The organism is Pristimantibacillus sp. Z349TD_6, assembly GCF_056173205.1.
Genome location: NZ_CM149662.1, coordinates 7,003,192 through 7,026,293, shown reverse-complemented (window position 1 = coordinate 7,026,293; position 23,102 = coordinate 7,003,192). Strand labels below are relative to the sequence as shown.

At 47.2% G+C, this 23,102-nt stretch carries 18 protein-coding genes; 13 read left to right on the top strand and 5 right to left on the bottom strand.

Features of this window, described 5'->3' with window-relative positions; translation table 11 throughout:
• Window positions 1-155 precede the first annotated feature (155 nt).
• The gene (locus AC0VYE_RS30485; RefSeq protein WP_475444514.1) at window positions 156-2,114 is read left to right on the top strand and encodes an ABC transporter substrate-binding protein; all 1,959 of its coding nucleotides are present in this window, start codon (window positions 156-158) and stop codon (window positions 2,112-2,114) included.
• Window position 2,115: 1 nt separating this feature from the next.
• Window positions 2,116-2,901 (top strand): IucA/IucC family C-terminal-domain containing protein, encoded by a 786-nt coding sequence (locus AC0VYE_RS30480; protein ID WP_475444512.1) that lies wholly within the window; start codon window positions 2,116-2,118, stop codon window positions 2,899-2,901.
• 1,102 nt (window positions 2,902-4,003) lie between these two features.
• Here AC0VYE_RS30480 and AC0VYE_RS30475 read toward each other — a convergent pair.
• Together AC0VYE_RS30475 and AC0VYE_RS30470 are read right to left on the bottom strand one after the other, a co-directional pair.
• Window positions 4,004-4,846 (bottom strand): SDR family oxidoreductase, encoded by an 843-nt coding sequence (locus AC0VYE_RS30475; RefSeq protein WP_475449780.1) that lies wholly within the window; start codon window positions 4,844-4,846, stop codon window positions 4,004-4,006.
• A gap of 35 nt (window positions 4,847-4,881) precedes the next feature.
• Complete coding sequence (locus AC0VYE_RS30470; protein WP_076270393.1) at window positions 4,882-5,784, bottom strand: LysR family transcriptional regulator; 903 nt, start codon at window positions 5,782-5,784, stop codon at window positions 4,882-4,884.
• A 171-nt stretch (window positions 5,785-5,955) separates the two neighbouring features.
• Between AC0VYE_RS30470 and AC0VYE_RS30465 the strand changes: the two genes are divergently transcribed.
• Genes AC0VYE_RS30465 through AC0VYE_RS30450 form a run of 4 tightly spaced genes read left to right on the top strand, consistent with a single transcriptional unit; the run spans window position 5,956 to window position 10,607 of the window.
• Complete coding sequence (locus AC0VYE_RS30465; protein WP_475444509.1) at window positions 5,956-7,068, top strand: extracellular solute-binding protein; 1,113 nt, start codon at window positions 5,956-5,958, stop codon at window positions 7,066-7,068.
• Between the two features lie 15 nt (window positions 7,069-7,083).
• The gene (locus AC0VYE_RS30460; protein WP_475444507.1) at window positions 7,084-8,754 is read left to right on the top strand and encodes an ABC transporter permease; all 1,671 of its coding nucleotides are present in this window, start codon (window positions 7,084-7,086) and stop codon (window positions 8,752-8,754) included.
• Window positions 8,751-9,935, top strand: a complete 1,185-nt coding sequence (locus AC0VYE_RS30455) for an ABC transporter ATP-binding protein (protein WP_475444505.1) — start codon at window positions 8,751-8,753, stop codon at window positions 9,933-9,935. The genes AC0VYE_RS30460 and AC0VYE_RS30455 overlap by 4 nt, the downstream gene beginning before the upstream one ends.
• A gap of 9 nt (window positions 9,936-9,944) precedes the next feature.
• Entirely contained in the window at window positions 9,945-10,607 is a 663-nt protein-coding gene (locus AC0VYE_RS30450; RefSeq protein WP_475444503.1) for a metallophosphoesterase, read from the top strand.
• Window positions 10,608-10,671: 64 nt separating this feature from the next.
• Here AC0VYE_RS30450 and AC0VYE_RS30445 read toward each other — a convergent pair whose 3' ends face one another.
• The 3 genes from AC0VYE_RS30445 to AC0VYE_RS30435 all read right to left on the bottom strand — a co-directional run bounded on the left by AC0VYE_RS30445 (window position 10,672) and on the right by AC0VYE_RS30435 (window position 13,770).
• A complete protein-coding gene (locus tag AC0VYE_RS30445) occupies window positions 10,672-11,046 on the bottom strand; it encodes a DUF2500 domain-containing protein (RefSeq protein ID WP_475444501.1) in 375 nt (124 codons plus the stop codon).
• Window positions 11,047-11,341: 295 nt separating this feature from the next.
• On the bottom strand, window positions 11,342-11,890 hold the full coding sequence (gene thpR / locus AC0VYE_RS30440) for an RNA 2',3'-cyclic phosphodiesterase (RefSeq protein WP_475444499.1): 549 nt from the start codon (window positions 11,888-11,890) through the stop codon (window positions 11,342-11,344).
• A gap of 95 nt (window positions 11,891-11,985) precedes the next feature.
• Entirely contained in the window at window positions 11,986-13,770 is a 1,785-nt protein-coding gene (locus AC0VYE_RS30435; protein ID WP_076270398.1) for an ABC transporter substrate-binding protein, read from the bottom strand.
• A 127-nt stretch (window positions 13,771-13,897) separates the two neighbouring features.
• Between AC0VYE_RS30435 and AC0VYE_RS30430 the strand changes: the two genes are divergently transcribed.
• The 7 genes from AC0VYE_RS30430 to AC0VYE_RS30400 all read left to right on the top strand — a co-directional run bounded on the left by AC0VYE_RS30430 (window position 13,898) and on the right by AC0VYE_RS30400 (window position 23,086).
• Entirely contained in the window at window positions 13,898-15,403 is a 1,506-nt protein-coding gene (locus AC0VYE_RS30430; protein ID WP_475444497.1) for a DUF4153 domain-containing protein, read from the top strand.
• 24 nt (window positions 15,404-15,427) lie between these two features.
• Complete coding sequence (locus AC0VYE_RS30425) at window positions 15,428-16,390, top strand: alpha/beta fold hydrolase (RefSeq protein WP_475444495.1); 963 nt, start codon at window positions 15,428-15,430, stop codon at window positions 16,388-16,390.
• Between the two features lie 21 nt (window positions 16,391-16,411).
• Window positions 16,412-17,272 (top strand): metallophosphoesterase, encoded by an 861-nt coding sequence (locus tag AC0VYE_RS30420; RefSeq protein WP_475444493.1) that lies wholly within the window; start codon window positions 16,412-16,414, stop codon window positions 17,270-17,272.
• 271 nt (window positions 17,273-17,543) lie between these two features.
• Window positions 17,544-19,742, top strand: a complete 2,199-nt coding sequence (locus AC0VYE_RS30415; protein ID WP_475449778.1) for a 5'-nucleotidase C-terminal domain-containing protein — start codon at window positions 17,544-17,546, stop codon at window positions 19,740-19,742.
• A gap of 315 nt (window positions 19,743-20,057) precedes the next feature.
• Window positions 20,058-21,212: a type III polyketide synthase gene (locus tag AC0VYE_RS30410; protein ID WP_475444491.1), complete on the top strand. Its 1,155-nt coding sequence runs from the start codon at window positions 20,058-20,060 to the stop codon at window positions 21,210-21,212.
• Window positions 21,205-21,939 carry a methyltransferase domain-containing protein gene (locus tag AC0VYE_RS30405; RefSeq protein WP_475444489.1) on the top strand — a complete coding sequence of 245 codons (735 nt, stop codon included), beginning with the start codon at window positions 21,205-21,207 and terminating at the stop codon, window positions 21,937-21,939. The genes AC0VYE_RS30410 and AC0VYE_RS30405 overlap by 8 nt, the downstream gene beginning before the upstream one ends.
• A gap of 1 nt (window position 21,940) precedes the next feature.
• On the top strand, window positions 21,941-23,086 hold the full coding sequence (locus tag AC0VYE_RS30400) for an NAD(P)/FAD-dependent oxidoreductase (protein ID WP_475444487.1): 1,146 nt from the start codon (window positions 21,941-21,943) through the stop codon (window positions 23,084-23,086).
• The last annotated feature ends 16 nt before the right edge of the window (window positions 23,087-23,102 follow it).

Here is a 23,102-nt window from a genome sequence, read left to right as displayed (position 1 = left end):
TGAATCTCCCCTTCCTGTTTTGAAAACCTATTATAACATAATTACAATTATTGCAAGGGTGATTTCGAGATGCGGAGCAAGAATGTTTTGATAATGAGAATGATTATTAATATAATAAGAGAGGTGAAAATTGTAAATAGACATGGAAGGTGAACATGATGACATTACAGGAACATATACCATTATGGAATCATGCTGCTATAAGGGTGCTTGATGTTCGTCGGTCTATTTTGCGATCGGGTGAGAGTTTGCAAGGCTTCCGATTGCCAGCCAGTGCCTTCTTATTCGCTGCTGCTGGTGATGCAAAAATTCTCATCGACGGAATGGAGCATATGGTGAATCGTTTTTATGTATGCCATGCCGGAAAAGGCGCTACGATTGATATTGTGCAAGTGAATGAAAAACTCGATTATTATTTTATTTTTTACAAAGCAGTCCTCGTTTTACCGGCTCGTAAAGAACTGTTAAATGTATATAGAGACAATAATCCTTTTCAAATGCAATATGGTTTTGCCCCTGCTTATTCCCTAGGTCTTCTGACGAGAGTCGAGCAAATGTATTCGCACTGGATGCTCGATATGCAATTGGAAAGATTTCATGTGAGAGCGTTGTTTCACCAATTGGTATATGATCTTATGAAGCAGCTCCATGCAGCTGAAGGTACAGCCAAGACTCAGCCGGATTACGTCAGCCAAACGATTCGCTTCATGGAGGAACGTTATGCTGAGACAATCAGTCTTCAAGAATTGGCGAGTACTCTTCATTGCAATGAGAGAAAGCTGCAGCGATTATTTAAAGCGCAGCTTCGGATTGGGCCACTGGAGTATCTCATTCAGGTTCGAATGGATCATGCGCAAACGATGTTATTGAATACGAATATGCCGCTTAAAGCCATTGCAGAATCAGTAGGTTATGGTGATAGTTACTATTTTAGCCGAGCCTTTAAGAAGCATATTGGCGTTTCTCCTCTTTACTTCAGAAAGCACCGTCGGATAAGTTCATCCTCTATGTCGCAAAATTCCATTGTCGCGGATAATTCTCTCTCGTATGATTGTGATAATCATTATCAACAATTAGACGGAGGGGTTATACGGATGAATAGGAGTAAGGGGTCGATTTTAGCGGTTAGCTTGATGCTCAGTTTAATTTTATTGTTGAGTGCATGTTCGATGGGAAATAGCACGGGAAACAATACGGGAGGGGCTAGTCCAGCTGGAGCTGAATCTAGTGCAGCTTCTACAAATACAAATGTATCGCAGACAGCGCAACAGGCGTATCCTGTTGTTATTAAACATATGAAGGGCGAAACAACGCTGGAGCAGCGCCCACTTAAAATTGCGGTGCTTGATACAAAATTTGTGGATCAATTGGTAACTTTAGAAGAGCAGCCAGCGGGCAGTGTAAAAGCTGCGGCAGATAAAACAGACTTCCCGGCTTATTTAATGGATAAGCTGAAGGATGTTAAATTGCTCGGTACAAGGGATGAGCCCAACCTTGAGGCCATTACGGCCATGGAACCCGATTTAATTATTTGTACGGAATTCCAAGAAGAAGTGTATGAGAGCTTGTCCAAAATTGCTCCAACGATCATGCTCGAATTTAATGAGGATTGGCGCGTCACATTAGATACTTTTGGAAAAATTGTAGGGAAGTCTGAAGAAGCGAAGGCTGTCTTGGAGGCCTACAACGAGAAAACAGAGAAGCTGAAGGTAGAGCTAAAGGCTAAGCTAGGAGATCAGACTGTTGCATTAGCGCGTCCACGTGATGAGGGGATACGGATACATACACCAATCCACCGTACAGGAGCTATTTTATACAATGATTTAGGTTTGAATGCCCCAGAATCGGTTTTGAAGGAAAAGGATACCGCTTATGAAATTGCATTAGAGGCTTTCCCGGAGGTTGGTGCTAATCATTATTTCCTCGTAAAAGATGATATGTTCAAGGCGGCAGTGGACGAAATCCAGAAGACGGAAACGTGGAAAAATGTTGAAGCTGTGAAAAACAATCAAGTCTATGATGTGGATTCAAACATATGGATTGCCTATTATGGCCCGATTGCCATTAATATGATTGTTGACCGGGTAGCAGAAATTTTCCTTGGTAAGGCTTAACATGTCGGCAACGCTTTCAAAGTCGGAGTGGGGCAATTTAAAAAGCAGATATAACTTCTCTTATGAGAATAATACTGACTCCGCTGATCGCTCCATTTATTCGAGAAATTTATTGAATAAGGAGCTTTGCGAAACCTATCTGGATCGGCTTGGGAGCGAAATAGCTTCGCCATCAAGAAGAGTAACTGCGTCGATGCTCGCGAAGCGATATGCTTATCTAGTCGTTGCTCCTGTTCTGTATGCGATGACGGTATACAACAAGAATCTGACCATGACGTTGGACAATTGCCGCTTGGTTTCACCTAGCGACAGCGAGTTCGATGTGACTAAATCCAAGTTTCCTAATTTGAGCTTTGAAGAACCAAGCGTTACGGAACCGGTAGCTGGGGAGCGGAAAGAGTGGCGGGATCAGGTAATAAGAGAACTTTTTGCAGAGCATATTTCTCCATTATTTCGTGCTATATCTATGGTTGGCGGAATACCTATAGTGATCTTATGGGAGAATGCGATGGTACGAATTGCTCCGCTTTATGAGGACGGACTGGAGGAAGAAATGAATCCGGCAATCTTACAACGGCTTCATGAAGATTTCACGTTTATTACGCAGACTGCACCTGGGAGCACATTTGGAGAACGCCGCAATCCGTTTACGAGGTTTATGAGCAAAACGAATATAGGCACGATGAGCGAGCTGCCTGATATTCGCCAAACCTGCTGCTTCTATTATGAAATGTCTTCGGCGGAATATTGCAGAGCTTGTCCGAAACCTTTCGAATGCCATAAATAGCTGGACATTGAGCAATCGTCATGTCACCTTTTGGGGCAAGGCGGTTGCTTTTTTTATTTATTGGTTCTTAATATATAAGGGATTTTGGAATATAATTCAATTCCACAAATGCGACTTGACGGCCGGTGTCATAAAGTTGAAGCTCGAGATTTCTTTAGCAGCTTACAAACATTATTCATCCGGATTTATGTTAAATAGGAAAGAATGGTTTCTCCTGTTACAGCTATGAACATTGAGCGAAGTAACGGCAGTTAAAGGGGGCATTTCGGCGGCGTCCGCTAGGGAATCTTTTATAAATTTTTTCGGATGCTGAATATGTCCTCATGGGGATGCTTCCACCACAAATAGCGAATAGCAAACAGCAGGAGCTTTTCCTGCTATTTTTAATTTAGCTGGAAAAGCTCCAGTTAATTTTAAGATGCGCGCTTATTTGTGTTAATTAGCAGGAAAAGCTCCATGTAATTTTGCTGCAAAGCGGCTTTTTAGCGATTATGTGTTGAATTAGCAGGAGTAAATCCTGTTAATTGCTATTTTAGGTTGCTTCCGCGTCAAATAGCAGGAGCTTTTCCTGCTATTTTATATTTAGATGGAAAAGCTCCAGTTAGTTTTAAGCTGCGCACTCATTTGAGTGAATTAGCAGGAAAAGCTCCATGTAATTTTGCTGGAGAGCAGCTTTTTAGCGATTATACGTTGAATTAGCAGGAGTAAATCCTGTTAATTGCTAAATTGGGCTGCTTCCATTACAAATAGAAGGAGCTTTTCCTGCTATTTTATATTTAGCAGGAAAAGCTCCATGTAATTTTGCTGCAAAGCGGCCTTTTAGGGATTATGTGTTTAATTAGAAGGAGTAAATCCTGTTAATTGCTATTTTAGGTTGCTTCCGCGTCAAATAGCAGGAGCTTTTCCTGCTATTTTCGTTTTAGCTGGAAAAGCTCCTGTTAAATTTTAGCTGTGTGCTCAGCCCACGCAATGAGCTGGAAGTGCCATGCTGAGCATTCTGCAGACTCCATATTATAATAAGTTCGTTTTAATACTTAGTGTGTAGATAGATGTTCAGTTTTTCCCGTGCGCTGTTCGATTAGTACTGCTAATTAGGCACGTATTATGTAAGTTTGACCTGCTGCTCGCTCCATGCCCAAAGTTTGGCCGCAAGCTCGGGATTGCTCGCTTTGCTTGCCGTTTGAACGCTTTTGCTGTCGATAAAATATTGGCCGGTCTGATTTGCCGCTTCATCGCTGGATGCTAAATAAATAGCCGTCTTTGCCCCTTCAAGCGGCGTTCTGAAAAAAGGCTTGAGCAGCTTATGCACCGACTTACCGAAGCCGCTCTTGCGATCTACGCCAATATTGGTCGCTACCGCCCCGGGATGAAGACTGTTAACCGTCACCCTCGTACCTGCGAGACGCTTTGCCAGCTCATTCGTGAATAAAATATTCGCCAGCTTCGATTGCGCATAACCTTTTGCGACATTGTAGCCCCTCGTCAGGTTCGGATCGTCAAAATGTATTCTTCCGGCCTTATGGGCACCTGAAGATACATTGATAATTCTCCCTTGCGGAGCACGTTGAAGAAGGTCAAGCAGCTCGTTAGTCAGCAAAAAATGACCCAAATGGTTGATGCCGATTTGCGATTCAAATCCATCCGAGGTTATGCTTCGTTTCAAGGCGACAACCCCTGCATTGTTGATCAACACATCAAGCTGGCTATATTTCTGCTTAAATGCAGCAGTGAAGGTGCGAATGCTGGCAAACGAGCCCAAATCGCAGGTCATGAGGACAATATCGCTGCTGCTGCTTTGGCTGCGCGCTTGTTCAAGTGCACGCTCGCCGCGCTCCTTGCTGCGGCATATCATCACGACATGCGCCCCTTGCTTCGCAAGCTCGACCGTTGTCGCAAGTCCCATGCCGGAATTGGCGCCAGTTACTGCTACGACCTTTCCTGTCATATTGCTCATCCAAGCCACCTCCGTCTATTCGTTATTTACAGCTTACCATGTGCAGCGAAGGTATGCCGTACAAATTCAATAAACGATCTGACATGTGGAGACAGCTGATCCTCGTTGCGGTAAGCCAAACAAATATGCCGCTGGTTTACATACTGAGGCAGATCGCGCATAACGAGCTCGCCGGCTTCGATTTCTCGGATGACGCTTCGGCGCGGCAGGATGCCAACACCCATATTGCATTTTAGAGCTTCCTTGATCGTTTCGATCGCACCCAGCTCCATAACACTTTCCCACTGTAAGCCAGCCCCGGCTGCCCACTCATCGGACAAGGTACGCGAGGTTGAGCCAACCTCATGCAGCAGAAATGTTTCATGTCGAAGCTCCTCGACCTCTACTTGCGCCTGGTTAGCTAACGGATGCTCAGGCGCAAGCAGCAGCTTCAGCTCATCAGCGACTAACGGCTGTATAATAAGGCCTTCTTCCAGCGATTCGCCAAGAGAGACGATGCCTATATCGATCTCATAGCTGCGCAGCATCGCAAGCACAGAAGCTGCTTGCTTCACGGTCAGCATGAGGCTTACTTTTGGATACAGCTTGCGGTAGGCGGCAAAGTGCGGCGGCATTACATAGGTTGCTGGCGTGTAGCTCGCCCCCAGCCTCAAACGGCCTTCCCCTTGTTCACGGCGCTCCAGCATGGCAAGTCTAGCTTCTTCCATAAGGAAAACGATTCGCCTCGCATAGGGGAGCAGATCCACAGCAGCTTCACTTGGCTGAAGGCTCCGCGAGTGCTTGCGGAACAGCTCCACGCCAAGCTCCTCCTCAAGCCTTTTGAGATGAAAGCTGATTGTTGGCTGCTTAAGTCCCAGCTTATCTGCAGCTTCCGCGAGCGTTCGACCGCTGCATACCTCCATAAACACATGCAGCTGCTGTACATTCATCCCTTGCTCACTCCCTCGCTTTTTGCCTATTAATATAGATTAAATCTATATGTATATCAATATCTATCGATTATATTTCATAATATCTCGACATTACGTTAACAATCGTCTGACAAACCGTTGCTAAAGTTAGGAGGTAAGCAAAACAGATAGTGGAGGGAAATCAAAACGATGAAAACGAATGGGAAACGCTGGCTTGGAACCGTTTTGCTAGCTGGATTGATGGCACTAACTGCTGCATGCGGCAACGGAAATGCCGGAAATACGAATAAAGGGGCAGCAAATGCCGGAAATACACAAACGACGGCTCCTACCGAAGAAGCGCAAGCGACAGAAACAGCTGCCACGGAGGATAAAGGAACGCTTACTGTATATTTGAACGATTTTGACAGCATTATCGCTCCATTATTTGAGGAAGCTACCGGCTACAAGCTGGAGGTCGTTGCGGGCAACGGAGCAGAAATTATGTCCCGCGTTGAAGCTGAGAAAGGCAATCCGCACTGGGATGTCATTTGGCTGGATGCGATGCCTTCCATTTATGGACTAGGAGCAAGCGGTCAATTGCTTGAAGGCTGGTCGCCGAATAACGTCGCTAATCTAACTGACTTTGCCAAAGCTTTTGTGCCTGAGAAGCAATGGTATGTTCCTACTGGAGCACATGCTGCGGGAGTTATTGTATATAACAAGGACAAAGTGAAGGCGGAGGATGCGCCTAAATCATGGGAGGACTTCTCGAATGCGAAGTACAAGAACTTGATCGGCATGGCTGACCCAGCTATCGCAGCTCCGGCTTATCCTTTTGTTTCTTGGTTTTTTAAAGAAAAAACAATCGATGGCGGTCAAACGTTCTTTAGCTCGCTGATGGACAATGGGCTTCGTGTATATCCCAAAAATCCAAACGTTGTCAAAGCGCTTGCCGCTGGTGAAATCTCGATCGCAGCGCTGCAAGAGAGCAATGCCTATGCGATGAAAAACGATAACGAGCCTATCGAAATTATTTGGCCGGCAGAAGGCGCTCCTGCATCCGTACGGGTAGCAGCGATTCAAAAGGATACCAAAAACCCGAATGCGGCTAAAGCGTTTATCGAATTTTTGCTCGATCCAAAAACGCAGCAAGCTTTAATTGATCAAGGCGACGAGAGCTATTTCCAGCCTTCCGTAAACGGCGTAAATGCCAAGCAAGATCGCGCAGCCGATGCGAAGCTCGTTGCAGCCGACGCTTCCTGGGCATCTGAAAATGAAGCGGCAATCAAGCAATGGTTCGCCGACCAGTCCGTTAAGTAAACGATGCAAACTTTTATGAAGGATCGCTTAGGGTGGTTTGTCAGTATCATCCTATTCATCCTCGTTTTATATCCCTTGGCGGCAGTCATTATTCAAGTCCTGCTGCCTGGGGTTTTCTTCGGCAATTGGCAACTCGGGGATCTTGCGCTGCTGCTCGAAATATTCAAGCGTCCCTTATGGCAAAAATCACTCGAAAATTCCGTTGTGCTTGGACTTGGAACGACGGTGCTCGCTACGATTCTCGGCGGTGTACTGGCAACGATACGCGCCAACTGGTCATTTCCAACAGCTAAGCTGCTGGATGCATCCGTTTGGCTGCTCATTATTACACCTTCGTTTATACTAGCGCAGGGCTGGGTGCTGTTTGCTGCCGGAGGCGGCATCGCTGTTAACCTGCTCGGGTGGCACTGGGTTACGAACGCTGTTTTTCAGCCTGCCGGACTTATTTTTATTATGACTTTAAGCAAATTTCCGTTCGCTTATTTGAGTGTTCATGCGGCGATGGAGTGGAAGGTTGATCAGCTGTCACACGCAGCTCGCCTATCCGGAGCATCTGCTTTCACGGTATGGCGTACGATCCAAGCGCCTCTGCTTATGCCGGCCGTTTGGGCTGGAGCAGCGCTTGTCTTTATGGATACAATCGGCGATTTCGGGCTTCCTGCATCGATTGCCGCTGTTTATCGTTTTCCGACGCTGCCTTACTCTATTTACTCGGCAATCTACACATCGCCCATACGATTCGATATGGCAGGCGTCCTGTCCTTTTATCTCGTATTGTTAATCGGCATTGCGATGTTTGTCCAATTTTATGCGATGCGCCGCTCACGCTTTGATTTCTTATCGGCACGGGCGCAGCGGTCTGTACCGAAGCCGGCTGGAAAGTTTGCTGTGCTTCTTACCACACTAAACTTGTTATTTCTTGCCGTTGTCATCGGCATTCCGATAGGCGCAAACGTACTGATGTCCATATTTAAAACCCAGTCAGGCGGTATGAAGCTAACGAATCTCACCTTGGAGCATTACAGGGAATTGTTCCATAGCTCAAGCACGCTGCTGAAGGGTTTGTCCCATTCCTTAATGATTGCTGGGGTGGCTGCTCTGCTCGGCCTATTATTCGGGCTCTGCGTCGCTTATGTCTTAACCTATTCACAGTTCAAATTCAAACGGACGATTGAGGTGTTCTCTGTCGTCACGCTTGCTGTTCCCGGCGTCGTGCTGGGCATTGGGTATATTTTCGTCTGGAATCAAAAATGGCTCGATTCGATCGGCTTGCTCCTGTACGGAACGCCTTGGATTCTTGTGCTTGCCGCAATCGCCGGCGCTATTCCCGTCATTACGAGATTGATGGTCGGCGCAATGGCGAAAGTGCCGCTTAGCCTGCTTACTGCCGCGCAGCTGCAAGGCGGTACGCTCGCAAGCCGCGTCCGTTTCATACTAGTCCCTTTAATACGCGGCGCTTTGCTCTCTGCGGGCCTTGCTGCATTTGGCTCCAGCGTGTTTGACTTAGCGGTGAATTCGATCCTGTTCCCGCCAAACTTCCTTACGCTGCCCGTTACGATCAACAAGGCATTTGAGGATTTGGATTTTGGTTATGCTTCAGCGGCAACCGTCGTTGGATCATTTATCGTTATTATGATTATTTTGGCGGTTGAGCTCATGCTCCGCCGCAAGGAGGCAAATACATGACATCGACTGCGATTCAGCAAAGGTATGGCGAGGCAAATGAGCCTAAGTCAGCCGCTCCCAAGCCGCTGCTTGCAGCATCTGGTTTAATGAAAAGATACGGATCGTTTCAAGCGCTTAAAGGAATTTCTTTCGACATGCGCGAAGGCGAGATTATTAGCGTGCTCGGACCATCAGGCTGCGGCAAGTCGACGCTGCTCCAGCTCGTCGCTGGCTTATCGAAGCCAGACGGCGGCCAGCTTAAACTGGGCGATGAGATTATCGCCTCCCCGTCCGTCATGATGCCCCCTGAGAAGCGCGGGGTTAACATGGTGTTTCAGGACTATGCGCTGTGGCCGCATATGAATGTGTTCGATAACATCGCTTATGGGCTGCATAGAAGCAAGATGGCACGGGCGGATATTCAGCAGCGCGTTCAGGAGCTGCTGGCAATGCTACATCTTGAAGGGCTTGAGCGCAGGCTGCCGCCGCAGCTCTCTGGTGGCCAGCAGCAGCGGGTCGCTATTGCGAGGGCTATTGCTACTAGGCCGAAGCTGATGCTGCTCGATGAGCCGCTCTCCAACCTTGATATGCGGCTTCGCGTAGAAATGCGTACCGAGATGGCGTATTTATTCCGCCAATTAGGCATGAGCGTTTTTCATGTTACGCATGACCCGGAGGAAGCCTTCGCTATGGCCGATCGGCTGCTTATTTTGCGCAACGGGCAAATTGATCAGATGGGCACGCCGCAGCAATGCTTCACGCGTCCGGCCAGCCGCTGGGCAGCTTCTTTGCTTGGAGCAATCAACGGCTTGCGCGGCGAGGCCATAAAAGGAGACAGCGGCAGCGCTGTCCGCATCGGCTCATCGATCATTCACGGCTTGCTCGCGCCAGAGCAGCAGAACCTAAGTGACCATTCGCAAGCGATCATTATGTTCCGTCCTGAGGAAGCTGAGGTTATCGAGCGAAGAGACGCCGCAGCCGTGCTTTCATTAGCTTCACCGCAGGAGCGGACAGACAATACGATTCAGCTTCAAGTGCTTCACTGTACCTTTGAAGGCAATCGCTGGCGCGCAGTTGCACAAACGAGCTGCGGACAGAAGGTATATCTAGTGCTCGCAGTCCCGTTAGAGGCCGGCGAGCATGTAACGATAAAGCTAGCCATTCGCTCTGCTTTCATTTACCCGAATGAGGAAGAAAGGTAGTCGATTCATTTGTATAATCCAACAAAAACAGACTCGCGTCTTTTAGCCATTGCAGATATACACGGTTATGAAGAAGAATTGCTGTTTTTGCTTCAAGAAGCAGCTTATAACCCGCACCATGATCGGCTTATTTTGCTGGGCGACTACATCGATGCCGATAGGCCCGCTACATGGGGCACGCTAGATACGATTCACCAGCTTATCAACGAAGGTGCACAGGCATTGCTCGGAAATCAGGAGCTGCGACTTCTTGCATCCGCTGAGTCCGGCAGTGCGCTTCACCCGGAAACGAAAGAATGGCTGCACAAGCTTTCATTGTATGTGGTAGTGGGCCAGTATTTATTCGTTCATGCAGGCATTCGGCCAGGTGTCCCTCTACATGAGCAAAAAAAGAAGGACCTAACGGAAATTCGCGACGAGTTTATTTATACGCCTTTATCTGATTCGGACGAGGCGCAGTCGTACACCATTATTTTTGGCCATACGCCAACGTTCAAGCTGGATGCTTCTTCCTCTGGAGCCATATGGCAAGGAAATCGACGGCTCGCCATTGATACTGGGGCCAAGCATGGCTGTCGCTTAACACTGCTTGATGTCAGCAGCCTATTGAGCTATTCATGCTCGACTGCGCCAGAGAGCCGCGGCGGCGATTTCAAATTGCTTAAGCTCTAATCCATCTAACACACAAAAAAAGCGCTGCCCGTATGCATTTACGGGTCAAGCGCTTTTTCTCTTTTTAAATAGAGCTGTTTATATTACTATTTCGTTCAAAAGCAACGATCCAATCCCCTTGGACTGCCGCATAACCTGTGTCACCCTCAACAACCAAGCCGTACAAATTTTTGACGTCTACATATTCCTTGCGAGTACCATTATCGAATTCAAGCGTGATGTAATAATACGTACGGGATGAATTGCTGGTATGCCCCACTCCATCGTGGTTGTGGTGATTCGTATGATGGCGAACGTCCATGCGCTTGGCTACAACGCGCGCGTAAGTTGTTTCTTTTGGCGCGGTCGAATTTTTGAAATATTTAACAATGCTAAAAATAATGCCGCCAATAACGAGCACGAATACGATCATTATAAATATGGGAACCATCGTAAACATGATTCCTCCGCCTGGAGGGCCGAATCCAAATCCATTCACAAACCATCACATCCAATCTTTTCTTTTCATGTCATTAATTTTACTATTAATACGTTCTTCCGACTAGTCTGATGCGGTATAGGCTGCAAAAACCGAGGTTAATTAATAATAAGGAAGGGAGTAACGAAGTGGATTGTTGGGGCTTAATAGAGTTAGGAGATAGGCTCACGCAGAAAAGAGCGGCTGGACGTTGCGCACGTCGGAAAGCTGGATAGCCGCTCAGCGGGATCATTTTTATTTTGACAGCAGTTAAGCCTTATTCCTGCATATGTAACGGAAAACGATCGATGATCTCGTACATAGGAGACTCGTTCATATGGGTGAGCATGAGCACAAATTGATCGATTTCCCAGCTGAACGATGAGGCAATAGACGTCGCTGCTTCAATCGGCATTCGATTAGCGTCAGCGAATCCTTTGGCAAGCGTGATATGCGGCGCGTAGGTACGATCGTCTGGAATGAAGCCTACTGAACTCGTTGCCCGAATAATCTCCTCGTGAAGAGTGGACAATTCCTTTAAATTTCCGCTAACAGCACCCCATAGAACGCGTGGAGCAGAGGGCGGGCCAAATGTTCCGATTCCACTCCAAGTTAAGGAAAAAGCATTTGCTCTTACTTTTTTTAGAGCGGCTGCCAGCTCCTCAAGCTGAGCAGCCGAAGTGTCGCCTAGAAACTGAAGCGTAATATGGTAATCGCTCGGATGCGTCCATTTACGGAAAGGCAGCGTATGTTTATGATCTTTTGCCCAGCTTTCCAGCTCCTTGGACACAGATGGTGATACAGGTATAGCCACGAACAAGCGCATTATATTTTCCCTCCTAATCTCAGTATGCAGCCATAGAACTCGAAACATTCATTCTGCACGTCAAATCTGGACTTTTTTTTCCATTCCAAATGTTTTTAAGTAAACCAAATATCACGGAAGCGTACCCAGCCCAGCGATTCCAATGAAATGCCGCGCACGGAAGGATGGAACGCGGTTTTCAAATGTTTACGGTAGAGGAAAAACAAGCTGTGCCTGGCTTTGAGCTGAGCCTCTATGTCTATGAATATCGCTTCTCGGCGTGCTCGATCCGGCTCGCCCAATATCATCTGAATGCTGTGCTCCAGCATATCATGAACCTCGGGAAGCGCATGCTGCTGCATGCTTTTGTACAAATCAATCAGTCTCAGCTCGCGATGCTCGTCCAGCATGACAGCGAAAAGCAGCAGATCGGCGGACATGCGCGCTGTGCCTTTAAATTGCTCGGCAGGAATGAGATTAATTTGCAGCGGAATGCCTGATTTCGCATATACCTTCTGAATGATCTCTGCATCGGCTGCATACTGCGGAATCGTAGCTAGTACCAGCGGCTCGCCTTGATAGCCGGAGCTGGCAAGCGCTTGCTTGATTACGCTCCAATCAATGGGGGCTGCATCCAACGTTTCATCAATCTGGTTCAGCCAGAAGCTGTTAACTCCTTCAATGACATCACCGGATAGCAGCTGCAAAAGCTCTGTCCGCTCGATAGCGAGGTTAATTGCCGCTCGTATGGCGGGGTTTGCCAGCAAGCCGTGCTTTTGTTCATTAACTGTGATGAATTTACAGGTCATGCCGGACTGTCTAACCTGCTGCCATCGTTCAGCTGCCATATCAGTTAGTCTAGCGTTGTGCATAATTTGAAACGATTGCAGCTCAGCGTGGTTTTCGCGCGTTGCCTCCTCGGCAACGGTCCACACTTCTACACGATCGAGGAAAGCTCTCCCGCGGAAATAGGCAGCAAAAGCTTCCAATATCCAGACGCCTTGATCATTTCCGGTGAATCGAAACGGGCCTGTACCAATCGGTTTGCTGCCAAATTGCTCGCCAGCAGCCGAACAAGCATCTTGAGGTACGATAGAGGCGCGATTAGTCGTCAAAAAAGAGAGAAAAGCTTCATTGCGCTCGGATAATTGAATGCGAATGGTTGTGTCATCCGGTGTATCCATAGAAATGATGTTGGTGTAAGCCCAGCTGTAGAGCCCTTGCGGTGCCAGCCTTTTAAGCCGTTCTAGCGAATATTTGACGTCTGAAGAATCCAGCTCACGGCCATGGTGGAACAGAACGCCCTTGCGCAAATAGAAAGTCCAGCGCGTACGCGATTCATCAACCTCCCACGCATGGGCAAGCTGCGGCAAAATCTGCTCTCCCCTCGGATCGATGCGAACGAGCCCGTCAAATATTTGATTAACGAGGTGGGACTCGCCCGTGTAATGGATAGCTGCCGGATCTAGCGAATAGATCGTCTGCGGCAGCGGGAAGCGCAAAATATCTGTGCGCCGCTTGCCCTGCACCTCCGAATGAAATCCGAATTGACCAGAGAGCCATTCCTGAAACTGGTCGCGCAGCAAAGGCGCTTCTTCGATTTGCTGGAGAAGCTCAAGCGCCGAATGCAAATCCTGCTTTTGCATCATTTCTTGCGCTTCCTCCAGCGCGACTTGTTCCTTGCTGACGAGGAAGGAGAGGGCAGAGCGATTGCCGCGTCCCCGCTTTGGCTCCCACACTAACCACTCTTCCTGCTGCATACGCTTCAATAAAAGTACCATATTCCGATGTGTGCAATCGAGCAAATTTGCGAGCTCCTGTGTTGTAACCTCGAAGGGAATATTCTCTTGAATACTCGGATATGAGCGCCTAAGCGCGAGATAATGCCTGCGGATTTTCATGCAAATTACTCCTAACTCGAAAATATGAAATTTTCCAATTATAACTTACACTTTTTGTTCTTGTTTTCTAGGTTACAATAAAAGGAGTAAATTAACAAATCCAGTTTAAAGATGGAGTGAGTGAAAAATGAGAGATCCAGCACCATGGCAAAAAAGGTATGAGAAAATGCTTATTCTTGCCCTTCTGTTTGGTCTAGTCAGTCAATATTTGTTCGTAGGAGCAGCCGCAGGCATTTCGGTTATCGTGTTCATTGCGAGCTTTTATGGGTTGTTTTTCTATTCCATAAAGGGGAGGATGGGGGGCTTTGAGAAATGGCAAGGTCAAGCCCGATCTGGCTGGCTGCTGCTCATTCCAATCTTTTTACTAACGCTAACGTATGCGCTATATGATAACGGTCTGTTCCGCCAGCTGAATATGTTTGCATTGTTTGCATTGATCATTTCTCAGACGGTGCTTATGACGAGCAGCAGTGTGAAGCCGTGGTACCGAGGCGTATTTTATACAGAGCTATTATTTCTGGCTTTAATTAAGCCGTTTGCTTTTATAGGCGTACCGTTTAACCTAGTTAATGATCGTTTGAGAGGAAAAGAGAAAGGTGAGAACTCGGCGAAAAGCAAGCTTGGAAAAATATCGCTAGGACTGCTCCTGTCCGCACCTATCCTTATTGTCGTTATTGCGCTGCTTGCTTCAGCGGATGAAATTTTCCTATCTTGGCTGCTTGAGATTCCGGGCGTCATGGATCGTTTCTCTTTGGGGGAGAGCATCTGGCGCATAATCGTAGCAGCAGTATTCGCCTTTTATGCTTTTTGCTACATATGGGGATTGCTCTTTAATAAGGCAACAGATACAACAAAAAACTTACCGACAGATACGCCGGGTGCTGCAATACAGCCAAACGGACGTATCGAATTTGATCCCATCACTGCCGGGACGCTGCTTGTCAGTATTAATATTGTTTACGTGCTGTTTGTTATTATTCAGTTCTCCTATTTGTTCGGAGCGGCAAACGGTCTGCTGCCTGAGGGAGCTGCGTATGCCGAATATGCACGCAGAGGTTTTGCGGAATTAATTATGGTTGCACTCATTAACGTTTGCTTGCTTATGTGCGGTTTGCATCTCATTCGGCGCACTAGCGCAGCAGCGGAGTGGATTCGCAAGCTGTCTCTTACCGTGCTGATAGGCTGTACGATCATTATGCTTATCTCCGCTTACAGCAGGCTCTCTTTGTATGAGGAGGCTTACGGCTTCACACAGACAAGACTACTCGTTCATGGTTTTATGATTTATCTGGGCATTTTGCTCGTCATTGCATTACTGCGTATATGGAAAGAGCATTTCTCGATGGGCAAGGTCTATATATGCATTTCTATTATTGCATTTGTTGTGATGAACTATATCAATATCGATGCGCGGATTGCTGAGAACAATGGTGATCGCTACGAACGAACAGGTAAGATTGATATCGCTTATCTCGGTACGTTGTCCACAGATGCGGCGCCGGCGCTGCTAAAGCTGCAAGCGAAGCATCCAGAGTTAAAGGGGCTGAACGGAGTAATAAATAAGCTTCAGGATAAGGCCCATAAGCATAACAAGTGGCAATCTTGGAATCTATCGAAGCAACGGGCTAAATAATTGGAGAAAGGCAAGGTCGTTTGTATGATGAAAATATCCCTTTTTGATCGTAGTATTCGACTTATCCTCTCACTTGTCGGATTTCCACTGTTAATCGTACAGTATTTGATAACGGTCTATGAGCAAAAAAAACATAAACCTACGGGGTGGCATGCCGACATCGGCTCACGCAAGCTGCATGTTACCGTCACTGGTCATGGTTCGCCAACGATTATTTTAGAAGCGGGGATGGGCGGTTGCTCGCTGGATTGGGTACTCGTTGCTCCGGCGCTTTCGACGAAGGCGAACGTGATTACTTATGATCGCGCAGGATTTGGCTGGAGTGAGGCGGTGCTTGATCTGCCTACTTGCAGCGCTTATGTTGATGATTTGCGTTCACTGCTGAGAACGCTTGGCGCAGCTCCGCCCTATTTGCTAGTTGGCCATTCCTACGGAGGGATGATTATGAGGCTGTTCGCTTCGCGTTATCCTGAGGAAGTATGCGGCCTTGTTCTTGTTGATGCGACGCACGAGAGCCGCTATCTGCCGGAGCAAACAACCGCTGGCCGGCAAAAACAGCTGTTTAGCCACCGTTCTCAATATAGACTAGGTTATATGCTGGCGCCGCTTGGCATACCGAGATGGCTGAAGCAGCATATCGGCTCTAAGCGTTTGCCGGAAGAATGGCTGGCGCCAGTACGCGCATTAGGTTACAAAGCAAGTGCGTATAGGGCTGTCTATGCTGAGCTGCTTAGCACGACGGAAAGCAGCCTGCAATTAAAAGCTGCCGAGCCGCTTAAGCAAGATTTGCCTGTCATCGTATTAAGCGCAGGGAAACAGAATGAGGAATGGCAGCAGGGGCAGCGGAAGCTTACAAATTTGACCAAGCGCACGGATCAGATTATAGTCGAGGATAGCTGGCACTCTATTCATATTCATAGACCAGATGCTGTCATTCACGCTATTAATCGTTTATTAGATGAAATAGATTTGTCTAGTTATCGCTAAAATGTAAGGAGTTTTGCAGTAATGCGCATGACCAAAAAACGTTTGTTGTGGATATTACCACTAGCTATTCTTGTAGTAGCCGCTTTTCTTTATTACGAGAATAATGCGATCGGAATAACAAAATATGAAATCAGCTCGGCGAAGCTTCCTGAAGGAGTCAGCTCTTATCGTATCGTTCACTTAACTGATCTTCACAGCAAGTCCTTCGGCAAGGAGCAAAGCACAATTACGAGCAAAGTAAAAAGGCTGAAGCCAGACCTCATTGTGATGACAGGCGACTTGGTTGATAGCAGAAGATACAATGCAGAAACTAGCCTTACCTTGATGCGCAAAATGACGGAACTGGCTCCTGTCTACTATGTGACCGGGAACCATGAATATGGCCCGAGGTTAATCACATTACAGAAGGCGTTGAAAGAGCTGGGTGTCCATGTGATGCGCAACAAAAGCGAAATGATAAAGCTGGGTGATGGCGAGCTTCGAATTGCTGGCGTAGATGATCCGGTTTTTAATTTAAAGGCAGATGGAGACGTTGCGAAGCTGAATGAAAATATGGCGGCGGCTATGCAAGCAACCGAATCGGAAAACAACTCCGACACGCTCACTATTCTTTTATCGCATCGCCCTGAGCTTTTTTCGGTCTACACGCAGCACAAAATCGATTTGACCTTCTCCGGCCATGCGCATGGCGGACAGGTGCGGTTGCCCTTTTTGGGTGGGCTCGTGGCACCGGGACAAGGCTTCTTGCCAAAGTATGACGGAGGCAAATATGTGGAAGGCGGCACAACGATGATCGTCAGCCGCGGGCTCGGCAATAGCATTTTTCCGCAAAGAATATTTAATCGTCCAGAGGTTGTATTGGTTGAGCTTACGCGTCCGTAATGCTAGCAAGCACGAATCTATGGGGAAAAGCTCTCTTTCTAAAAGTGAGAATAATCCAATGGCAGTACAGAAAAACAACAGCGAAATGAGTTCGATTTCTTGTCGAGCTTGTTTCGCTGTTGCCGCTTTTGCAATAAATAAGTTCGTTTCGGCTATGTCCAAAATACAAGCTATACTATAGAATGAAAACGTTCCTACTAGTCATCCAAACCACCAAAGGAGAGTCATAATGAAGATGAAGAAAAAAGTAAGTTTAGTGATTGCTGCTCTCATGTTATTTGGAAGCGTTGTCAACTTTGTTCCGAGTTCGGTAAAAGCAGCTGAATCGGCAAGCACGGATACCCAGATTTCCATCTTAGGTACTTCGGATATTCACGGACGGTTTATGCCATGGGATTATGCTCTTGACGGTCCCAATCCCACGGGGAGTTTAACGCAGTTATTTACAATGATCAAAAAAGTTCGCGAAGAGAACCCGAATACGGTTTTACTGGATGCAGGGGATATGATTCAGGGCAATTCGGCTGAATTATTTAATGATCAACCGAAGTCTCCGATGATGGTGGCCATGAATGAAATGAACTATGATGCATGGGTAATGGGCAATCATGAGTTCAACTTCGGGCTCGATGTGTTCAATAAGATTACCACTCAGTATAAAGGTCAAAGACTGGGCGGGAACATCTATAAGGACAATGGCGATCGATTCTTGCCTGCGTATACCATTATCGAAAAAGCTGGTATAAAAATTGGAGTTATTGGAATGGATACGCCAATGACAACTGAGTTTGAAAAAGGAACGGATCATCTAGACGGCATTGTATTCAAAAATCCTGTTGATGAAACGAAAAAAGCAATCAAGGAATTAGAAGGCAAAGTAGATGTAATGGTTGGTCTTATGCATATGGGGCTGGAGAATGAAAATGGTGTACCAGGTACTGGCGTAGCTGATATTGCCAATGCGAACCCGGAGCTGGCTGCTATTTTTGCAGGCCACATGCATAAGCTTATTAAAGAGGATACGGTGAATGGCGTTTTAATTGTTGAACCGGATAAATACGGAACGCATGTTTCTCGTATCGACCTTACGTTCACGAAGCAAGGTGATAAGGTAGTTCTTAAAGATAAGAAAGCTGCTGCATTGCCTGTTAAAGCGGCCGATGGAACGACTGAAGTATCGGATCCAGCATTGGAATCCACACTGCAGCCGTATCACGATTTTGCAAGGGCAGATGCGAATATCGAGGTGGCACAGCTTAAAGGAATGAATCTTGTAGCTAAAAATGAGATTAGTGATATTCCGACTGTACAAATTCAGGAAACACCGTTATCAGACTTCTTTAACGAGGTCATGTTGTATTACAGCAAGGCAGATGTCGTTGCTCATCAGATTGATAACGATAAGGCGCGGCTGGATGTAGGTCCTATTAAGAAAAAAGATATTGCCTATAACTATCAGTTTGCACTAGGAGAAATTACCGTTTACCAAGTAACGGGTAAAGATTTGAAAGATTACATGGAATGGGCAGCAGGTTATTTTAACTCAACACGACCTGGCGATGTAACGGTTAGCTTTGATAAGACACGCCGCGCTTCCAAATATAGCACAAACGATTTTTTTGGCGGCGTCAAATATGAAATTGATCTAACGAAGCCTGCTGGCAGTAGAATCACGAACTTGCGTAAAATGGATGGCAGCAGCATCAAACCGGACGATGTGGTCAAACTCGGTATGAACGCATATCGGATGGATGCTCTTAAAGCCAAAGGTGGAGCGCTTGAAGGACGCAGCTTTGAGCAGCTTTGGTCTTCGAAGGATGCAAGCACATTTGGCGAAATGGATGGAACTATTCGTAATCGTGCCATTGCGTACTTAAAAGACGTGAAAAAAGGTGTATACGAGCCTAAAATTCAAAGCAATTGGAAAATTACAGGTGTAGATACGAAATCTCCTGAACGTGCAGATGTAGTTGAGCTTATTAATACCGGTATATTGGAGATTCCGAAGACGGAGGATGGCAAATATACCAATGTAGCCTCAATTAACATTTTGGATGCGGTCACTGAAAATGAAATAGCGGAGTTGTCTAACAAAGCAAAGGTGGAGCAAAGCCTATTTGCCGGCGTGAAGACAAAAGGCGAGTTCTATCATAAACTGAATGCGGCGATTAAGGCAGCAGTGACTACCCCAGAGGTAACTACTCCGGAAGTCATCATTCCAAAGGAACCAGTTAAGCCTAATCCTAAACCTGATCCTAAACCTACAGTAAAGCCGGTCGTTAAGAAGCAAGCAAAGGTTACAGCATACTTCTTGAATGTTCGTGCTGAAGCTTCTTCGAAAGCAAAGATTTATACGGCTGTACCAAAAGGTACTGTTCTTGAAGTGTTAGGAACGGAGTACGGCTGGGTGAAGGTTTCGTATAAAGGGAAAATAGCATATGTGTATGGTAAATATGTAGATATGATTTAATATTATATTTTGCTTAGTGCCCAGTCTTTGTAGACTGGGCACTTTTTGGGTAAATACTATTTTCCAAAATAGACAAAAAGAGACCCACAGCATTCGGTGCTGTGGGTCTTCATTATATATATTACAAAAGGGGGTTGTTTTCATTATAGTAGGCTTTCATTAAAACGAGATGAAAATTATATTTCAAGTTTATTACAAATGATTGGAAAACGATGTAATACTCGCTTGCATATCGAGGAGAAGCAATGAATAGACTTGTTAAAAGCAGAATACTTGTCCGATTATGCTTGTCTGGAGAGGGTGGGAAATTACGATATGAAGCATTCACAATCGAGTATTGCGATATTAGGGATAGGTACGGCGGTTCCGCCTCATCTTGTTGATCAAGCGGATACAGCGCGAAGGTTAGTCGATGCATTAAGCGATAAGCCGGATTCCGCCCGTTGGGGAAGAAGGATTTTTAAGCAATGCGGCGTGCAAAGCCGGTATACTTGTGAACCGAATCTGCTAGCGGAAGCAGCTGAATGCCGTTACCTGCCGAGCGCTTCACCGGAGACCGCTCCCTCGACAGCGGAACGTATGGGCATATATAAGCGGGAATCCGTTCCGCTTGGGCTTCATGCAGCGAGACAAGCTTTGGCAGATGGAGAGGTTGATGCGGCTGAGATTACACATCTCATTACGGTCAGCTGTACCGGACAATTTTTGCCGGGAATGGATGCAGCGATCATACATCAATTAGGACTAGCCCCCACGATCACCCGTATCCCGCTTAATTTTCTCGGCTGCGCTGCGGGGCTTAAAGCCATTGGTCTGTCACGCCAAATTGTATCGAATGACAGTAACGCGAATGTACTTGTTGTATGCGTCGAGTTATGCACGCTGCATATTCAGCCATCCGGCGATAAGGAATCGTTATTTGCCGCTTCATTTTTCGGGGACGGAGCTTCAGCCTGCGTCGTTGGTGCGGGCAAGCCGCATCACCTGCCTGTTTTTGAGCTAGGCGAAGAACGTTCGGTTCTGCTGCCTGAATGCGCAGAGGAAATGGTGTGGGAGGTAGGCAACCACGGTTTTGACCTATACCTCTCCCCGAATATTCCAAAGCTCATTGGTGAGTTTATACCCGCGGAAGTAAAGCGGTTATGCGGCGAGGATACGCTTGATCTATGGGCGATCCATCCGGGGGGCAAGGGCATTATCGATATTTTGCAAAATAAGTTCGAGCTTACGGATGAGCAAACCATGCATAGTTTAGGCGTGCTGCGCGATTATGGCAATGTCTCCTCCGCTACGATTTTGTTTGTGCTGAACGCCATGAGATCGCATCTTCAAGAAACAGGCTCGGAGCGAGTAGGCGGCATTGCACTCGCATTTGGTCCAGGCTTAACCGCTGAGATGATTAAGATTGCTTATGTTCCCGCTGTACTTACGGGGGATCAAGAGCAAATGGCGGATGAGGCATATGCCTAGAAGCTTGCGCCATCGGGCTGTGGCTGCCGAGCTTATGGATGATTTCTCAATTGGCGGGGCTGAGCTGCACGAGGCTTTGCGCCAGCTTCGTCAACTGAACCGTATTTTTGCTGCAGCCGCACCGACGATTTACGGCGTCGAACGACTTTGGGAGCAAGCGAATAAGCCGAGAAGCCTGACCATTCTTGATGTTGGAGCGGGCTCAGGCGATGTGAACCTTGGGCTGCTGAAATGGGCGGATGGACGAGGAATCGACCTTTCTATTCAGCTAGTTGATATAACGGAAGAGGCTTGCGAGGAAGCTAGGCGGTTTTTTCAGAAGGAGCCAAGAGTCCAGATTAAGCAAGGCGATTTGTTTGATTTGGCGGATGGAAGTGCGGATATCGTAACAGGGACGCAGTTTTTGCATCATTTCTCTGAGGAGGAGCTGCCGCATGCAGCTGCAAGTATGCTCAAGGCATCACGGCTTGGCGTGGTTATCAATGATATCCACCGTCACTGGATCGCATGGGCTGCGGTATGGATTACGACTCGGATCATTTCCACTAATCGATACATTTTGCATGACGGTCCATTGTCGGTTGCCAAGGGCTTTCGCGCAAAAGATTGGAAGCTTCTTGGCCAAAAACTGAGCAACGGTTCTATCAGTTACAGCTGGAGACCTTTGTTCCGATATGCAGTCGTTATTAGCAAATCACATAACAGTCCATTTGACGGAGCTGAGTAAAATGACGCGTATACTGGATGCAGCTGTGCTCGGAGCGGGCATAGCTGGGAGCAGCTTAGCCAAAGCGCTTGCCGATAAGGGCCGGGAGACGCTGCTGCTCGATCGTCAATCATTTCCGCGCCATAAGGTTTGTGGAGAGTTTCTATCTCCCGAAGCGCAAGGAACACTACAGGTGCTTGGTTTAAGCGAGTCTATTAAAGCGCTGGGACCAAGCCTGATAGAGCGGATACGTTTAATTTTCGAAAATGGCGCTGAGATTAATATTCCGCTTTCAAGTGCGGCATGGGGTCTCAGTCGATATTCGCTTGATGCCGCGCTCCATCAAGCGGCGCAGCAAGCGGGCGCAAAACTGCAAACGGGAACGACAGTGACGGCAGTGAAGGCTACTGATTTTGGTTATTCCATTGAAACAAAACAAAACGGTAAATTCAGCTCAGTTGAGGCTCGTACTGTCATCGCTGCATGGGGAGCAAATAAGCATGCAGGATTACCGGGCTACAAGCAACATCAGACGGCGAAGCCCTCGTACATGGGCGTGAAATCCCACTTTCGCGGCATAGCTATGGAGCCGGTTGTTGAGCTATATTTCTTCCGCGGCGGTTACTTAGGATTATGCCCGGTAGAAGACGGGCTTGTGAATGCTTCGGCGCTGCTCGCTCGCGATAGCTTTGCAGATGCAGGAAAGACGATACTGGGGATCATGAACGCCGCCGCAAGGCGAAATTCGAGACTGCATGAGAAGCTCGCGCTTGGGGAGCCTGTTCAAGGATCGCAGGCGGCAGTAGCGCCTGTTCATTTGAACCATAAGCCGCACGCGTGGGATCAGCTTCCGCTTCTCGGCGATGCAGGTGCGATGATTCCCCCGCTTTGTGGAGATGGAATGTCCATGGCACTTCGCTCCGCTGCTCTATGTGCTCCGCTTGCTGACCGCTATTTAAATGGAAGTCTTACTATGGCTGATTGGCAGCTTGCGTATATTAAGGCAATTAAACGTGAATTTGAGGGGCCGCTGCGATGGGGAAGCTTCCTGCAATGGTTATTTCATATGCCGACCGTTTCTAGTTGGCTGCCAAACGCCGCGCGAATAGCGCCTCCACTTGCACAGGGGCTCGTCCGGGCGACGAGATTAAAGCCATTCCGGATGTAAAGGCTAAGCCAATGAG

What these genes read in the sequence shown, in the direction of transcription:
- AC0VYE_RS30485 (WP_475444514.1), top strand. Translation starts at nt 156, where the DNA reads ATGATGACATTACAGGAACATATACCATTATGGAATCATGCTGCTATA.
- AC0VYE_RS30480 (WP_475444512.1), top strand. Translation starts at nt 2,116, where the DNA reads ATGTCGGCAACGCTTTCAAAGTCGGAGTGGGGCAATTTAAAAAGCAGA.
- AC0VYE_RS30475 (WP_475449780.1), bottom strand. Translation starts at nt 4,846, where the DNA reads ATGACAGGAAAGGTCGTAGCAGTAACTGGCGCCAATTCCGGCATGGGA.
- AC0VYE_RS30470 (WP_076270393.1), bottom strand. Translation starts at nt 5,784, where the DNA reads ATGAATGTACAGCAGCTGCATGTGTTTATGGAGGTATGCAGCGGTCGA.
- AC0VYE_RS30465 (WP_475444509.1), top strand. Translation starts at nt 5,956, where the DNA reads ATGAAAACGAATGGGAAACGCTGGCTTGGAACCGTTTTGCTAGCTGGA.
- AC0VYE_RS30460 (WP_475444507.1), top strand. Translation starts at nt 7,084, where the DNA reads ATGAAGGATCGCTTAGGGTGGTTTGTCAGTATCATCCTATTCATCCTC.
- AC0VYE_RS30455 (WP_475444505.1), top strand. Translation starts at nt 8,751, where the DNA reads ATGACATCGACTGCGATTCAGCAAAGGTATGGCGAGGCAAATGAGCCT.
- AC0VYE_RS30445 (WP_475444501.1), bottom strand. Translation starts at nt 11,046, where the DNA reads ATGTTTACGATGGTTCCCATATTTATAATGATCGTATTCGTGCTCGTT.
- thpR (WP_475444499.1), bottom strand. Translation starts at nt 11,890, where the DNA reads ATGCGCTTGTTCGTGGCTATACCTGTATCACCATCTGTGTCCAAGGAG.
- AC0VYE_RS30435 (WP_076270398.1), bottom strand. Translation starts at nt 13,770, where the DNA reads ATGAAAATCCGCAGGCATTATCTCGCGCTTAGGCGCTCATATCCGAGT.
- AC0VYE_RS30430 (WP_475444497.1), top strand. Translation starts at nt 13,898, where the DNA reads ATGAGAGATCCAGCACCATGGCAAAAAAGGTATGAGAAAATGCTTATT.
- AC0VYE_RS30425 (WP_475444495.1), top strand. Translation starts at nt 15,428, where the DNA reads ATGATGAAAATATCCCTTTTTGATCGTAGTATTCGACTTATCCTCTCA.
- AC0VYE_RS30420 (WP_475444493.1), top strand. Translation starts at nt 16,412, where the DNA reads ATGCGCATGACCAAAAAACGTTTGTTGTGGATATTACCACTAGCTATT.
- AC0VYE_RS30415 (WP_475449778.1), top strand. Translation starts at nt 17,544, where the DNA reads ATGTTATTTGGAAGCGTTGTCAACTTTGTTCCGAGTTCGGTAAAAGCA.
- AC0VYE_RS30410 (WP_475444491.1), top strand. Translation starts at nt 20,058, where the DNA reads ATGAAGCATTCACAATCGAGTATTGCGATATTAGGGATAGGTACGGCG.
- AC0VYE_RS30405 (WP_475444489.1), top strand. Translation starts at nt 21,205, where the DNA reads ATGCCTAGAAGCTTGCGCCATCGGGCTGTGGCTGCCGAGCTTATGGAT.
- AC0VYE_RS30400 (WP_475444487.1), top strand. Translation starts at nt 21,941, where the DNA reads ATGACGCGTATACTGGATGCAGCTGTGCTCGGAGCGGGCATAGCTGGG.